The organism is Rhizobium phaseoli (genome assembly GCF_010668805.1).
In the GTDB taxonomy this organism is placed as follows: Bacteria; Pseudomonadota; Alphaproteobacteria; order Rhizobiales; family Rhizobiaceae; genus Rhizobium; species Rhizobium phaseoli_A.
Genome location: NZ_WUFT01000016.1, coordinates 1 through 14804 on the forward strand (window position 1 = coordinate 1; position 14804 = coordinate 14804).

Consider the following 14804-nt stretch of genomic DNA (forward strand, 5'->3'; position numbering starts at 1 on the left):
GAAGGGGTGCGTCATCACCCGCCCCCGCTCCGCCCTTGCAACCCGGCCCAGCCGGTCGGATCGGGGGCTGATCTCCCTGCCCTGTAGTAGCCTTTAAGCCTTTGTTGCATTTACATTAGAAGTCACACCGCAAAGTTAAAGTGTCCTGTTTCTGCAAAGTTGGAATGTCACACTCCCTGCGTCTGAATGACGACGACTGGGAGATTGCAGATGGGACTGATTGCGATGAGCGAGCGCGATCTGCAGAGGATCGAGGTTTTGTCGAAAGTCATTGCCGGCCACATGACGGTGGTGACGGCGGCGCATGTGCTTGAGCTGAGCGAGCGCCAGGTGCGGCGGCTGCTCGACCGGATCAGCACTGGCGGCGCGGCGTCGATCCGCCACAAGGCCATCGGCCGGCCGTCGAACAATCGGATCAGCGACGGTGTTCGGGATTACGCGCTGACGCTGGTTGGCGAACGCTATGCGGACTTTGGGCCGACGCTGGCGGCCGAGAAGCTTGCCGAACGCGATGGATTGCGTGTGTCGCGCGAGACGTTGCGCAGATGGATGTCGGAGGCCGGACTTTGGCTGTCGCGCAGGCAGCGGCGGACGTTTCATCAGCCGCGGTTGCGGCGCGAGGCTTATGGCGAGCTGGTGCAGATTGACGGGTCCGAACATCGCTGGTTCGAAGACCGCGGTGATCCGTGCTCGCTGCTGGTGTTCGTCGACGATGCGACGGGAAGGTTGATGCAGTTGCGCTTCGTGCGCTCCGAAAGCGCCTTCAGTTATTTCGAGGCACTTGAGTTTTATCTGAAGCATCACGGCGCACCGATTGCCTTTTATTCCGACAAGCATTCGGTGTTCCGGGTGACGAAGAAGGACGCCAAGGGTGGCCAGGGCATGACCCAGTTCGGGCGGGCGCTCTGCGAACTAAACATCGAGATTCTCTGTGCAAATTCGAGCCAGGCCAAGGGCCGCGTCGAGCGAATGAACCGGACGCTGCAGGATCGGCTGGTCAAGGAATTGCGATTGGCCGGCATCGACGACATGGAGGCAGGCAATGTGTTCCTGCCTGGCTTCATGGAGCATTACAATGCGCGATTTGCGATTGTCCCTGCCCGGCCCGATGACCTGCACCGACCGGTGAATCTGGCGCCGGATCGACTGCAGGAGATCCTGTGCAAGCGTGAGCAGCGCTATGTCGGATCGCAGTTGGCGTTTTCGTTCGAGCGTAAGCGGATCATGCTGGAAGAGACCGAGGTGACGCGCGGATTGGTCGGTCGTTATGTCGAGACCTATGTCTATGCGGACGGTCGATTGGACGGCGCTGGAAGATTCCCTGCCCTACAAGGTGTTCGACAAGGACCAGCGGGTGACGCATGCGGTGATCACCGAGAACAAGCGGCTCGGCGATGGTCTGGCCTATATCAAGGAGCGCCAGGAGCAGCCGTCGAAGCCGGTGGTGAAGACCAACAGCGAGAAGAACGGCTATGTGCGACGGGCTCACGGTCCGGGACGTCGGAAGGATTTCATGAACGATCCGGCAGTGATCGAACGCCGCAAAGCGGCGCTGGCAAAGCTTGATGCTGCCGAGTGAGACGTCGATCGCATCGTCTCAAAGCTAAAGCCGAAGGGTGCCCCTCACCCGCCCCGATCTGATCTTGCAACCCGGACCAGCCGCTCAGATCGGGGCTGGTCGTCCTGCCGTGTGGACACCGAAACGGACATTTTAACTTTGCGCAACGGCGGACATTTCAACATCGCTGCCACATTGTGTGTAGCCGCGGTCGGCGGCCAGCGCAGTCTTGCCGGTAGTGAGCATCTGCTTCATGTCGCCTTCCGTTGACGCGTCGACGTCAAGTTCGCGAGCCATCCTGATCAAAACGTGAACATGCTGCAGGTGTTCTTCCTTGAACGCGGCGATCTGGCTCGCAAGCTCGCGGCTGTCGAGGCGCTCAATACAGGAATCGTAGGCGGCGACCGCGTCGTGCTCGAGATAAAGAAGGTTCTTCACCAGATCTTTGATGTCGGATTCGGTTCCTACCAAAGTGACCATCATCACGCTCCGTTAGGTTGGGGCGCGTGGTTGTTCCGGAAGAAGCTGGCCGCTGAGGCGCGGCTGCCTCTGTTTTGTGATCGTCAAGTCCAGACCAACGCTGGCTCGCCGCCCTCGCTTAGTCGGCTGACGGTTCCGCGCTTCTAAATGCCTCCTCGGTCCCTGACGCGACAGTTCGAAACCGAACTTATTGCTCCGCCATAGCAGAGCTTCCTTTGTGGAGGCTCGGGCGCAGGTAGGCTCCGTCCTTGACCGCGATGCAGTTCCAGTAAGACTTTTCGCCGGCCGACATCGTTGGCGTTCCGGTCAAGCGATGTCGGAGTTGTCGTTAAAGGAAAGTCCGCGAGACCTCCATTCGTCCCGGAGGATTTCCTCCAGATCCTCGACCGAGAACTCGTCGAAGTTCGCCCAGAGCTGGACAGCTAGCGACTTCAGATCTGCGGTGATTTCCGCCTGGGCCTCCGCCTCAGCAGCCAGCCTGTAAATTTCGTTTCTCAGTCCGTCGTCTTCGGTCATACGGAAAGCCTCCAAAGAACTTCGAATCCTATCGCCACATGAGGTTGCGACCGCTGGGCGAACGCAGGCGACGCCCCCTCGGCACTCATCACATAGTGAATATGCGACGCCGCTCCAGATTGAGATCTTCGAAGTTGGAATGTCACACTCACCGTTCTGAATGATGAGTGGTAATGGGATTGATTGCGAGTGTCAGCGGAGCACGTGTACTAACAGGGCGAGCGCCAAGTTCGCCGACTGCTACACTAGATCCGCACTAGCGGCGCGGCGTCGATCCGGCACAACGCGATCGGCCGCCGCCGAAATCGGATCAGCGACAGTGTTCGCGATTAAGCGGTAACTCTGTTGGCGAAGCGGACTTGCGGCCGAGCTGGCGGCCTGCACGAAAATCGTTTGTTCGGGCGGTAGGCTATGGGTATGAGCCACACCGCCCGTCGCTCAAGACAGACGGAGAGCCTGTTCAATCAGGCCGGTCGTCGGACCATGCGCGCGATGGCGATGAGGATGCAGGCTCCAACGAAGCCCGCGATGAGATATCCCACCCATCCGCCGAGAACGACGCCGAAGAGCGAGAGAATGAAGTTAGCGACGATCGCGCCGACTATACCAAGCAAGATGTTCATGAGAACGCCCATATTGCTCTTCATGAACATTTCGGCGAGCCATCCTGCTAAACCGCCAATGATGATTGCTGCAATCCAGCCGATTCCTGCGTTTTCCATATGAATTCCCCTGAAGTTGAACCAAACGACCGTCGCCAGCTGACCGTCATGTCATCAAATCTTTGCAGGAATGATTGCCGCGCGACCAAGAATTAACACACGTGGTGCCGATTGGTTCCGACGGCCAGACGGCCTCTATCTCTGCAACCGTCGTCCCTTCACGCTGGGAGGCCCCCGCGCATTCGGCCGAATGCGCTAGCTCGGCCACTAGACCGCTGAATTAGACCATGGATCTGGCGGCGGCGGGAGGGTCGACCATGAGCTTGTGACCGGTTGCCACGAACGAGAACAAACCGCTCCATCTGCGAACCTGGCGCCGTTTCTCTCCGCTGCTATATCACTCCGATTTAACTCGGCGCGGGGCGAGCGGCCGTCGAATCGGGAACCTTCGTCATTTCTCAAGGTTGGGTGCTCAGATATTGGGAAAACGACGATGAATTATATCTGGCTTTTTGCCGTGGCGGGAGGGGCAGCACTTCTGGGAATCGCTCTCGCTTTCGGAATGATCAAACAGGACGGCCGGCGATCGGTCTTCGCCATTGCCGGCGCCTTTGTCGTTGCCGTCGGCGCGCTCGGGCTGGGCCTCTATGTGAGTAGTGCACCCACGGCCCCTGTGCGTGCGTCCGATAGAGAAGGATCACAGAACAGGCTTCCGGCGGCCGCGACGAGCGAAAAGGATCTGCCGGGCAAGTACACAAATAGCCGATGCCTGAGCGTGCTGGCGGATTGAACACGCAGACAGGAGGTACATTGTCACGCTCTTTGAGGCTCTTGCCGTGCGAGGATTTGCCCCGGCTCTCTAGGCAATGACGCATGACGCCTTTCCAGCCTGAAGGCTGAGCTCGAACCGCGGCGAAGCCGTGATCGGCCCATCACCGCCAGATGAGGTTTTGGCAAAGCTCGGGCTTATCGAAAGCGCCATCGAAAGATGGTTTCCCGGTCAGATGCTGGACCTTACAAGCGGTGGCATGGCCAGCCGTATGGAGCGGTGCGACAATTCAATGACACGGCCGGCTACCTGGAGGCCGCGACACCCGACTGATCCTTCAGGCCTACAAGTCTCGACTTGATTTTTTGTACGCAAACGCACACGCAACGACATTACCACGGCGGGTGCTAATATTGCGCCACCGGCAATTCCGGGGAGTTTGTTGTATGGATCAATACACCTTTCCGAGCGACGACGCCGGAATTTATCGGCACATAATCGAGAGCGCCGTGGATTATGCCATCTTCACGATGGATCTAGACGGAACCATTGCAACGTGGAGCGCCGGCGCAGCGAGACTTTTCGGGTATTCCTCCCACGACATGATCGGCCAAAACGGTGTCGTGATTTTCTCGTTCGAGGATCAACTTGCCGGAGCAGCACTAAAGGAGATGAGGTTAGCCCTTGCCTCAGGCCGCGCCGACGACATTCGATGGCATGTCAGGAAGGACGGCAGCATGTTTTGGGCTTCGGGGTTGATGATGCCTCTTCAAAACGATGCTGGCATGATCTATGGCCTGTTGAAAATCGTCCGTGACCGAACACGAACGCTTCAGGAGGACGAAGCGTTGCGCGCCAGCGAAGAGCGCCTGCAGCTCATTCTCGAAAGCGCCATCGACTATGCAATTTTTGCTTTCGACAGAGATGGACTGGTCATCAGTTGGAATACCGGGGCCTGCCGCATCTTCGGCTATGACGAGCATGAAATCCTCGGTCGCGACGCACGCATTCTCTTTCTGGAGGAGGACCGTGACGGCGGCGCCCCGGAACGCGAAATGGAGACGGCGCTCGAGCGCGGTCGCGCGGAAAACGAACGATTTCACTTGCGAAAAGATGGGTCTACATTCTGGGGAAGCGGGCTGACGATGCCACTGCATGCCCATCATCAACGAGCCGGCTTTCTCAAGGTCCTCAGAGACGACACCGAACGTCATTTTGCCGATGAGCACCAGCAGATCATGATGCGGGAAATGAGTCATCGTGTTAAAAACAGCTTGTCGCTGGTCGCGGCCATGCTGGCTATGCAGGCCCGTTCCGCCAAACAGCCGGAGGTGGGACAGGCCCTTCGCGATGCCGAGGCGCGTGTTGGAACAATTGCCGAGGTGCACGATCAGTTGTGGCGTCAACCACACCTCGAAACGGTGGATCTGGGAGATTTCCTTGCAAGTTTATGTCAACGCCTGCAGCAGTCGACCTCCGGCAATACCGTTGCCGTCAGCGCCGATCCGTGCGTCATTGACGCGGACCGCGCAATCCAAGTGGCCCTCCTCGTCAATGAACTGGTGACGAATGCATTCAAGCATGCTTATCCTGGTTTATCAGGGGCCGTCAGCGTCGGTGCGCACAGCGTCGGTGAAGACATCTGGTTAGAAGTCGCCGACAAGGGGCAAGGTCTGCCGCCGGACTTTTCATTCGGCGAGAATGACGCGAAGAGCTTGGGTATGAAGATCATCCGCGCACTCGTGCAGCAGCTGAAGGCCGAATTGAGAATTGAGAACCAAAAGGTCGGTACGAGATTTCTAATCCGCATGCCTCGAAATCTGTGAACCGACCTGGGTTCCTAGCGCATGGAGAAATGCCGGCGAAGAAGCTGTCGAGGTCGGACTATTAAGATGTTAAGAAATGGCGAAGCGGGGCATCTCGTGGAATTCCAACTGCATTATAAGCAGTTGGCTGGTCAGGCCTTCAGGTCTTCGCCGAAACCGTCGCCCCGTTGTTTTCGCGCCCAGCCGATCGGGGAAGTCAATGGCAGGTCCGAGTTGCGCCGGGTTTGAGACGCAGCAACGTCTCGCGAAGCTGGAGAAGTTCCTTAATAATATTTTTCCAGCAATCATCATCGGCATTCGCGATCGATTCAATTGACGCGCGGATTATCGGAAGCAGACGATCGAGCGCTGGGCGGCGATCCGAAGAGGCGCCTACGGCGCTGTCGCGGAGATACTGAAGGTCATCGATGATGTGCGTGAGGGCGACCTGCCGGTTCGGAAAACTCAGACCATACGCGTCCAAAGCGATCGACGCAGTGTGTCGGCCCTTATCCATTGTGACCCACCAACTGGTTGGTTTCCATGGCTGGCCGCGAGCCCACACAAGGCGCACAACTCGCAAGCGGCGAAGTCATCAACTCAAGATGCATGTGCCGCATCAGCCCAGTGAGCTTATGCTCGTTGCGAATGCCGCATTCGAACCACGAGACGAGCTCCCTCGCAACGTGCTGCGCGGCCGGGCTGCAAATGTCACATGATTTTTCCTGACACCATTGCCTGAGCACAGCTTTCAGCATGGCTACGTCGTCAGGCTGCAGCGCTGGCTTCATAATCCCCGAATGCTGGGTCATCCGCATCCCTCCCCATTACGTGAGCTGATCCTAATCTTAGGATTTCCGATTTCAACCGCGCGTACGGAATCGTACTTACTCGGGCGAGCCCGACAGAGCCAAGAAAGATCCTAAAAACGGTGGCACCGCGGGGCATGAGGTGTGGCAGCCGGTTTATTTAGATCAGCCAGGAACTTGCCGAACCGCGACGAGTTCGGACCGTCAGTGCTCGTAACGGCGGATGGAGGGACTTTTGGCCGGGCAATTACCTGATCTCGCATCACACATCCTCACGAAGCGGCCGCGCGCGGTTCGCGCCCACCACTTAACGTTGGGAGAACTCACACTCCTGACAGACAGGGATCACCTCATTGAACTCCTGGGCTTCCTGCGGGACGACGGGCGCTGTCTCTTCAGTTGTCTCCTTGACATCTGCGGCGTCGACTGGCCAGCTCGAACCGAACGTTTCGACGTCGTCTATCATCTTCTGTCACCCTCCCAGAACCTGAGGGTACGCATCAAGCTCTCCGCCGACGGGGACACGCCCGTCCCCTCGGCTTGCGCGCTTTTTCCCTGTGCGGACTGGTACGAACGCGAAGCCTGGGACATGTACGGCATACTTTTTACCGGTCACCCTGACCTGCGCCGGCTCCTGACAGATTATGGTTTCGAAGGTCATCCTTTACGCAAGGACTTTCCGCTCACCGGTTTCGTCGAGGTGCGTTACGACGATGCCGCAAAACGCGTGATCTATGAACCTGTGGAATTGAAGCAGGAATATCGCCACTTCGAATTTCTCTCCCCTTGGGAGGGGACAGACTATCATCTTCCGGGCGACGAGAAGACGACCCTTGAGCCGCCAAAGCAGTAGGGACGGTTATCAGCACCCCTGGAGCAGATCAATGACAGAACGTGATGTCAGAAATTTTAGCATCAACTTCGGCCCCCAACACCCGGCCGCTCACGGCGTCCTGCGTCTGGTGCTGGAGCTGGACGGTGAAATCGTCGAACGAGTTGATCCTCACATCGGCCTGCTTCATCGCGGCACAGAAAAATTGATCGAGAAGAAGACCTACCTTCAGGCTTTGCCCTATTTCGACCGGCTCGACTATGTTGCTCCGATGTGCCAGGAGCACGCCTACTGCATGGCGGTGGAAAACTGCTCGGCGTCAAGGTGCCTTATCGCGGACAGCTCATCCGCGTTCTCTATGCGGAGATCAGCCGAATCCTGTCCCACCTGCTCAACGTCACTACTCAGGCTATGGATGTCGGCGCCCTCACGCCGCCTCTATGGGGCTTCGAAGAGCGGGAGAAGCTGATGGTGTTCTATGAGCGCGCGTCGGGCTCGCGCATGCATGCCGCATACTTTAGGCCCGGCGGCGTGCATCAAGATCTCCCGGCCAATCTGGTCGAGGATATTGGCGAATGGTGCCGGAATTTTCCGAAGACGCTTGAGGATATCGGCGAGCTTCTGACCAATAACCGCATCTTCAAGCAGCGCAATGTCGACATCGGAGTGATTTCGCTTGCCGATGCTTGGGCGTGGGGTTTTTCGGGGGTTCTTATCCGCGGCTCGGGAGCGGCATGGGATCTCCGGCGCGCGAATCCATACGAGTGCTATTCGGATCTGGAATTTGACATTCCCATCGGTAAGAACGGGGACTGCTACGACCGCTATCTCATTCGCATGCAGGAAATGCGGGAGTCGGTGCGGATTATGGAGCAATGCGTCGACCGGCTACTCCGCGATTCGGCACGGGTCCCGTGACATCGAGTGATGGCAAGGTGGTGCCTCCGAAGCGCGGACAGATGAAGCGGTCGATGGAGGCTCTGATCCATCACTTCAAACTTTATACTGAGGGTTTCCGTGTGCCAGCAGGCGAGGTCTACGCGGCCGTGGAAGCGCCAAAAGGCGAATTCGGCGTCTATCTCGTCGCGGACGGCACAAATGCGCCTTACCGTTGCAAGATCCGCGCACCGGGCTTTACCCATCTGCAAGCGATGGATTTCATGTCCCGCGGCCACCAGCTGGCAGATATATCGGCCGTTCTCGGTTCTCTCGACATCGTCTTCGGCGAAGTAGACCGGTGATTCCGCGGACGGCCGGCACTCCGGAGCATCAAGACTTACCTAGCCAAACTTTCGCAATAGTCGTCGACATCCATTCACGGACAAGACTGTTCGCCCTTGCCGCAAGCTTGGTCGGCAAACGGTTAAAGCCGTGCGCCGCCTCGGGAAAGATGACGCAGTCGGCATTGCCGCTCTGCTGCTGCCATTGCTGCGCCATTGAAAGGCTATCGTCCACGATCGGGTCAAGTGCTCCGGCGATGAGCAAGGCGGGCGGGAGGTTGGAAAGATCGGCAAATAGCGGGCCTTTGGCCGGGCGCCCCGATAGGCTCGGAGTCAGCCGCCGGAGATTGCGCAGCGCCGATTGCCCATTGATCAAGAGGCTCTCGCTATTCGACCGCCGCAAGCTTTCCGATCCCGTCAGGTCGAAGCAACCACACATCGAGACAAAGCCGGCAACTACCCCTGCCCTGCCGCGCTCGCGCAAGTGAAGAAGTGCCTCCGCAGCAAGATGTGCACCGGACGACTCGCCGCCGAGGATGATGTGCTCAACCTGAAGCTCAGCCAGATGGTCTACCAGCCAATCGATCGTCATTTTGCAGTCTTGAAGGGTTAGATCGAGGCGGTCATCTACAGCATTGCGGAAATCGATGCCTGCCACCAACATTTCACAATGCCTTGCGATCGGACGGGTGATGCTGTCGTCCAAGCGGGCGTTGCCCATTACCCAGGCGCCGCCATGGAAATGAACATAGAGGCCGCGGCGAACACCCTTCGGCAGGATCAACCTTACGCCGATGCGCCTGTCACTGGACATGGCCCGCCCGCCAGCGATTTCATTGTGGCGGCGTAGCTTATCCGGAACCAGGAACTGTATCGTCCGAACCAGGGCCTGAATAGTAATTGCATTCCAGCGCCGATCGGTGTGGTAGCGTGGAAGAAGACCGAGGAGCGCATTCAGTCTTCGCGCGCGGCCGAGTTCATTGCTGGTAAACGGCCTGAGCCCCTCGCCTGCCGTATACTTGGTTGCCGCCTCCTTCACTTCGACGTCAGACCATGAATTCTCGTCAGATGCATTCTGAGATCCGGCAGGATCTTCTGCGACGCTCGCTTCAGAGCCCCATCAGGGCCGTGTTGCGAATAGTCTGCAAAGAGCGATACCGCCTCCTCATGCGCAGTCACCTGCGTCGAAAGATAGGCCTGGTCGAGATTTTCCCGATCACTTTGCTGGAGCGCGTCAAGTTTTTTCTTGTGCTCATCGTCAAGAGACGACGGCACCTGAATGCCGTCCTCCTTGGCGGCATCCGTCAAAATCGGACCGGCACGCCCGTGATCCTTCAGCATGTCGTTGGCGAACTGCTTTGCATCCTCGGCCGCGCCTTTTGCGACTTCGATCTCGGCTGCCTGGAGCTCAAACATATTTGCCGTCGCGGCGCGGGCGGCGAAACCGGTGGCCTGTTGCCGCGCGGCCTCATTGGCGGCGAACGCGGGCGCGGCAATCACGAAGAGAAGGCACGCTTGGAATATCAGCCTCATCATTTTTCTCCTGGTGCGTTGGATGGGGGGCGGGCGAAACGCCCGCCTTTAATTTCACTCAAATCTGCTCCGCCTGCGCGCCGCTATTGGGCTTTGCTGGCCCGAGAACGGGCTTTTGCCCCATCGGTTGCGGCACGGCGGTCACGAAACTTCCCTTGCCGTCGATTGACTTGCCTTGGGACCAGCGCCCCGCAACCGGCTCGCTGCCGTCCTGCTGAAAACCGAGATAGGCATAACTGAACTCATGCAGCTCCTGCTCCTGAGGGAAGCTGTTCGGGATCGGGAAGACCCTCGCCGGCCCGCCGAGCTCCTCGAGCGCCGCCATCCATTGGTTTTGGTGCATCGTGTCGCGGGCGATGAGGTAGGACAGCATCTCCTTCATGCCCGGATCGTTAGTGAGGTTGAACAGCCGGGTTGCCAAGACGCGACCGGTGGATTCGGCCGCGACATTGGCCGTCATATCAGCCGCGATATTGCCGCTGGCATAGATGTGCGACATGTCGAAAGGAACGCCGTCGGAATCCACCGGCATCGCCGACAGCCCGGCCGACAGAAGGTTTTTCATATTCATGCCGCCAAGGACTGCACTCGCCACTGGGTCACGCGCCACCTCGTCCTTGACCGAAACCGGCGCGCCTTCGAGATTCAGCGCCACCGCGGTCGCCAGCATCTCGATATGCCCGAGTTCCTCCGCGGCCGTGTTCATCAGCAGATCGCGAAACTTCGGATCGCCGCGTGCGCCGCAGGCTTGGAAGAAATATTGCATGGCGACCCGAATCTCGCCTTCAACGCCGCCGATAGCCTGTTGCAATGCTCGGGCGAACTGAGGATCGGGAGTCTCAACCCGCACCGGGAATTGCAGCTTTCCATCCGTATAAAACATCGGTTTCTCCTTTTGGGGATCTCATTGGCGGCCAGCGGCGGATGTCGCTGGCATTCCAGACGCGCCTCCAACAACCAGACCGGGAGACGGTTCCCGACGATTTCAGCAGTGCACCTATTAAGGTGACGCGGAGAACCCGGAGCGAAGGTTGCTGGAAGGTGCAGGCCACGTGGTAACGTCGCATTGCTGGAACATTGTCCCTTTTTCCTGGTTCGAGGGCGGAATGGAGAGGCAGATGCACCAGGGATCAGATCGTCGAGCGTTAATGATCTACATCGGAGCCATCATGTTGGTTGGGCTTTTGATTGTTCTCGGCGCGGCGCTTTCCTGGAGCTCCAGCGGCAGGAGCGGCGAACAGGCACAAATTTCAAGGGAGGCGGATCCTTGATCGAGAGGCTCGATGGCAATCGTCAAGGCGAGACGCGCAGAGTAGCAGCAGCGGAATAACACGAAGGGCGGGCAGATCCTCATCGTCTTAATCGCTGCCGTCAGGTTCCCGAGTTGCGTCACCATCTATTGACGGCACGGATCCAATGCGTCTTTTGCGAACCATTAACCAGCCGCCAATGACCATCCCCGCTCCCCAGGCCAAAAAGCCGATGTCGTAGTAGATCCACGCCGACCGATCGGCCGTTTCGTTCACATGGTGTATTCCCAGCAGTTGATGGTTTATTAAACCTTCCACTAGGTTGAATAGGCCGAACCCGACGAGCACAGTGCCGGTCAACTCCTTCGCCGACCACAGGAGATGCAGCTCGCGCCCGTGGCGCCACAAAATAAATACACCGGTGAAGACAAACAGGTATGTCGCCGAGTGAAAGACACCATCCCAGAGCGTGTTGAATTCTAGGGTGTCGACAGAATCGACCGGGTACCACGAGCGGAACAAGTGATGCCACTGCAGGATCTGGTGAAAGACAATACCGTCAAAGAAACCTCCGAGACCAAGCCCCAGCAAAAGGCCTGATGACCGCGGGAATTTCGGATCTACGACCACGCGATTGATCGAAGTCATCAGATCACCAAGATCGCACCCATTGCAACTGCCGACACAAAGCCGACGCCGTTCAACCCGATTGTCAGATAGTCCACCGCCCTTTGTCGGTGCTGACTCAACTCCCCGTTCCCGAGGACGGCCGCTAGGCCACCGGCTATCCAGCTGGCCAGAGTCATTACACCCAGAAGAAGTGCCCATTGCGTTGCTGTGTCCATCACTAAGCTCCGTTCCGCATAAGCCTCCGCAGGTCACGAAACCCTTTGCGTGAGGCAGCCTCTGAGTAACAAAGGCACACCATCATTGTTTCCGTGCGCTATCGCACTCTTCGGATGTTGCGAGGATTTATACAGGTGACGGCAATCAGAGTTCGAGCCACAAGGCACGGAAGTCAGAGAGTGCTTAGGCGGAAATCAATGCGGTCGGGTTGAGGCAACAGTATTATTCGATTCTCGGTTCGATAATCATGTGTGCCGGAAGGTAGCGCGTTATTTCGGACTTGGCGGTTTCGGGGAAGGCCATTCCGCCTTCCTGCCCTAGTCCGTATCGATACGTATTCCGTCGCTTTCAACTATAGCCCACAGGACCGCCCCTTTTCGAACGGACAGCCAGCAGCGCTTCGATGAGCGCTCGCCGGTTTCCTTTGGAGATGCTGGAAAAAACAAATCTGATAGGCAGGACGAACCCTCACCCCTGCGGCCAAATTGGTTTCCAGAGACATCGTGTCATTGTTTTGCAAAAGCTTGAATCGGAAAGCAGGAAAACCGCGGCCTCGCGGCCGCCAACCTGCCGTGGCCGGCGACCACCACCATACATTGTCATCGCAATCTCCGCGGAATCCTTACCGCTCTCTCACGCCGGAGCGATGGTCCGAAGCTTGCGACATCGGTCGAGCCAACATGCTCCAGTTCTTATCCCCCAAGTTCTAAATATCTGATTTCGAATACAGCCCGAGATCGCTGCCAATGGCGAACCCGCAGCGCTGGTAAAATTTCGACAGGGAACCTTCTCGCTGTGAGACCAGCCAGACGCTGTTACAACCTTCGGCCATTGCCGTCTCGTACATTGCGGAAAGCAGTGCTGTCCCTATCCCCGTGCCCTGCGCTTCAGGCAGTACCGAAAGCTCGTCCAGGTAAATGACCGGACCAGAGTGGCGCCGCTGTCGTATTCCTAGCGCGACCCCTAGCACCTTGTCTCCCTCGATGGCCGCAAGGGCAATCGATTTGGGCGTTTCAAGCACAGTCTTTACATTCTCAACTGCCGCTTCGAGCGACCAATCCTCGTTCCACGGAGGTCGAGCGTAGGCACTTACCAGTACGGCGGCAGCGCTGCAGAGATATTCTGGAATAAGACGTTTAATCTGAAACGGCATGAATCCACCCTACGTTGAGCGATTCGACATTTGCAGCAGTTTGACGATTAACGCAACGGGGGCCCACCTGGGTGTTTGTATTGCGCCGGCATCCTCCATATCGCTGTCAGAGCTTTTCTGATCGTTGGATCAACTCCGTCTCGAGGGGGCCAATCACGCCAGCGTCTCTTGCGGCACTGACGAACGTTTGGTCGGCCATAGGTTTCGCGTGTAGTTTCAGTTCGGCTTGGCGCGATATCGCGTCTAGGACGACAGAGCGAGCCGAGGCGCCGGATACGAGTGGGTGCGGCAACTCCGGCCCGTATTTATCCGCCCTTGGAATTGGGCATGGGTAATTTAATGACTGCATTTTCGACCCTTCCCAATAGACTTTTTCAGTTCAGCTCACGAACGAGGGCGGCAGCTTCGAGCGGTGAAGCCACTCGCTTTTCCGTTGCTTTTCTTCCTTCAAATTTTCGTCGGCTTTTTCGGCTTCTAATCGATGTACCTGGACGACAGAGGGGACGCGTCCACCGACGTCGAGCGCCTTGATGTAGGTGTGGAAGCCGAAGGGGCGCTTGTTAGTCTTTCCGATACGCCGGCTTCCTCCCAGGCGTTCCGCAACCTTGTGAGGCGGCAGCTTCTGATAGGCGAGCCTTTGGGAATGACCCAGTCTTAGACCGGGCATTACGGACATCAACCATAGTGAAACTCAAGCGCGTAACCTGCGCCATAAACAGTGCGGACCCGCAAATCGCGGAGTTCCGCAATCGCCCTTCGCAGGCGGCCGATATGCACGTCGACTGTCCGGCTTTCTACAGCGTGGCGGTCGGGCCAAGCGGCCTCGATGAGCTGCTGACGGGTGCTGATCTGCCCTTGCCTTTCGAGCAAAAATCTCAGGATTCTCACCTCCATAGGCGCGAGGGATATTCTCTTCCCCGAGACGACGACAGCGTGCGGCTCGAATACAAACTCGGCGGGGACAGCGAAACTCGACCGGGTCACAGCTTCCGACCGCGGTCTTATTCCCTGCAGAAAGGCGAGAAGCTTTGACGGCGACAAAGGACGCGTAATGCCTTCGTCAAGACCCGCCTTAATCAACTGCAGGTGCTGCGCACGCATATTCCCGTCGATGAGAGCACCCACGGAAAGCCCGGTGCCCTTCAGCAGCGCACATAGGGGCGCAAGATCGCTTGGCCAGCCTGCACAATCTAAGAGGACTGCGGAAATTTCTTCCGATGTGCAGGCGTCCATAACATCGTCTTCGCTTGCTGCAAGACGAGCCTCGAAACCTTCACTGTGCAGAACATGCGCGAGCAGCAGATAGAGTTCGGCGTCCTGCGAGCAAACCAGAATGATAGGAGTCATGTCGATCGCCTCTTCATCATTTAA

15 protein-coding genes and 2 pseudogenes are annotated in these 14804 nt (G+C 57.8%); 5 read left to right on the forward strand and 12 right to left on the reverse strand.

The genetic code is table 11. The features are described 5' to 3' along the window. The first annotated feature begins 210 nt into the window (after window positions 1-210). Window positions 211-1579 (forward strand): annotated as a pseudogene (locus GR197_RS22905) (ISNCY family transposase). 132 nt (window positions 1580-1711) lie between these two features. Here GR197_RS22905 and GR197_RS22910 read toward each other — a convergent pair. The 3 genes from GR197_RS22910 to GR197_RS22925 all read right to left on the reverse strand — a co-directional run bounded on the left by GR197_RS22910 (window position 1712) and on the right by GR197_RS22925 (window position 3276). Continuing rightward, entirely contained in the window at window positions 1712-2038 is a 327-nt protein-coding gene (locus GR197_RS22910) for a hypothetical protein (RefSeq protein WP_246724661.1), read from the reverse strand. Window positions 2039-2344: 306 nt separating this feature from the next. Continuing rightward, entirely contained in the window at window positions 2345-2554 is a 210-nt protein-coding gene (locus GR197_RS22915) for a hypothetical protein (protein ID WP_164013728.1), read from the reverse strand. A gap of 464 nt (window positions 2555-3018) precedes the next feature. Further along, window positions 3019-3276: a GlsB/YeaQ/YmgE family stress response membrane protein gene (locus GR197_RS22925; RefSeq protein ID WP_164013730.1), complete on the reverse strand. Its 258-nt coding sequence runs from the start codon at window positions 3274-3276 to the stop codon at window positions 3019-3021. A 433-nt stretch (window positions 3277-3709) separates the two neighbouring features. Here GR197_RS22925 and GR197_RS22930 point away from each other — a divergent pair, with 433 nt between their 5' ends. Both GR197_RS22930 and GR197_RS22935 read left to right on the forward strand, forming a co-directional pair. Further along, window positions 3710-4006 carry a YfjD family protein gene (locus GR197_RS22930; RefSeq protein ID WP_164013731.1) on the forward strand — a complete coding sequence of 99 codons (297 nt, stop codon included), beginning with the start codon at window positions 3710-3712 and terminating at the stop codon, window positions 4004-4006. 425 nt (window positions 4007-4431) lie between these two features. Continuing rightward, window positions 4432-5811, forward strand: a complete 1380-nt coding sequence (locus GR197_RS22935) for a sensor histidine kinase (RefSeq protein ID WP_164013732.1) — start codon at window positions 4432-4434, stop codon at window positions 5809-5811. Window positions 5812-6007: 196 nt separating this feature from the next. Here GR197_RS22935 and GR197_RS22940 read toward each other — a convergent pair whose 3' ends face one another. Then, window positions 6008-6307, reverse strand: coding sequence for a hypothetical protein (locus GR197_RS22940; RefSeq protein WP_164013733.1), 300 nt, complete (start codon window positions 6305-6307; stop codon window positions 6008-6010). Next, on the reverse strand, window positions 6300-6602 hold the full coding sequence (locus GR197_RS32435) for a hypothetical protein (protein WP_246724662.1): 303 nt from the start codon (window positions 6600-6602) through the stop codon (window positions 6300-6302). Before GR197_RS32435 ends, GR197_RS22940 begins: the two co-directional genes overlap by 8 nt. Window positions 6603-6822: 220 nt before the next feature. On the opposite strand from GR197_RS32435, the gene GR197_RS22945 reads away from it, so the two are divergent. Both GR197_RS22945 and GR197_RS22950 read left to right on the forward strand, forming a co-directional pair. Further along, on the forward strand, window positions 6823-7452 hold the full coding sequence (locus GR197_RS22945; RefSeq protein WP_164013734.1) for an NADH-quinone oxidoreductase subunit C: 630 nt from the start codon (window positions 6823-6825) through the stop codon (window positions 7450-7452). A 31-nt stretch (window positions 7453-7483) separates the two neighbouring features. Beyond that, window positions 7484-8672: pseudogene (locus tag GR197_RS22950) on the forward strand (NADH-quinone oxidoreductase subunit D). 28 nt (window positions 8673-8700) lie between these two features. Here GR197_RS22950 and GR197_RS22955 read toward each other — a convergent pair. The 7 genes from GR197_RS22955 to GR197_RS22985 form a co-directional block, all read right to left on the reverse strand. After that, window positions 8701-9690 (reverse strand): alpha/beta hydrolase fold domain-containing protein, encoded by a 990-nt coding sequence (locus GR197_RS22955; RefSeq protein ID WP_164013735.1) that lies wholly within the window; start codon window positions 9688-9690, stop codon window positions 8701-8703. Continuing rightward, a complete protein-coding gene (locus GR197_RS22960; protein WP_164013736.1) occupies window positions 9687-10184 on the reverse strand; it encodes a DUF4142 domain-containing protein in 498 nt (165 codons plus the stop codon). The genes GR197_RS22955 and GR197_RS22960 overlap by 4 nt, the downstream gene beginning before the upstream one ends. Before the next feature lie 58 nt (window positions 10185-10242). Beyond that, the gene (locus tag GR197_RS22965; RefSeq protein ID WP_164013737.1) at window positions 10243-11067 is read right to left on the reverse strand and encodes a manganese catalase family protein; all 825 of its coding nucleotides are present in this window, start codon (window positions 11065-11067) and stop codon (window positions 10243-10245) included. A gap of 475 nt (window positions 11068-11542) precedes the next feature. Further along, window positions 11543-12082, reverse strand: coding sequence for a DUF2243 domain-containing protein (locus GR197_RS22970; protein ID WP_164013738.1), 540 nt, complete (start codon window positions 12080-12082; stop codon window positions 11543-11545). 904 nt (window positions 12083-12986) lie between these two features. Continuing rightward, the gene (locus GR197_RS22975; protein WP_164013739.1) at window positions 12987-13433 is read right to left on the reverse strand and encodes a GNAT family N-acetyltransferase; all 447 of its coding nucleotides are present in this window, start codon (window positions 13431-13433) and stop codon (window positions 12987-12989) included. A gap of 379 nt (window positions 13434-13812) precedes the next feature. Beyond that, a complete protein-coding gene (locus tag GR197_RS22980; RefSeq protein ID WP_164013741.1) occupies window positions 13813-14100 on the reverse strand; it encodes a hypothetical protein in 288 nt (95 codons plus the stop codon). Window positions 14101-14108: 8 nt separating this feature from the next. After that, the gene (locus GR197_RS22985) at window positions 14109-14780 is read right to left on the reverse strand and encodes a winged helix-turn-helix transcriptional regulator (protein ID WP_164013880.1); all 672 of its coding nucleotides are present in this window, start codon (window positions 14778-14780) and stop codon (window positions 14109-14111) included. Window positions 14781-14804: the final 24 nt, after the last annotated feature.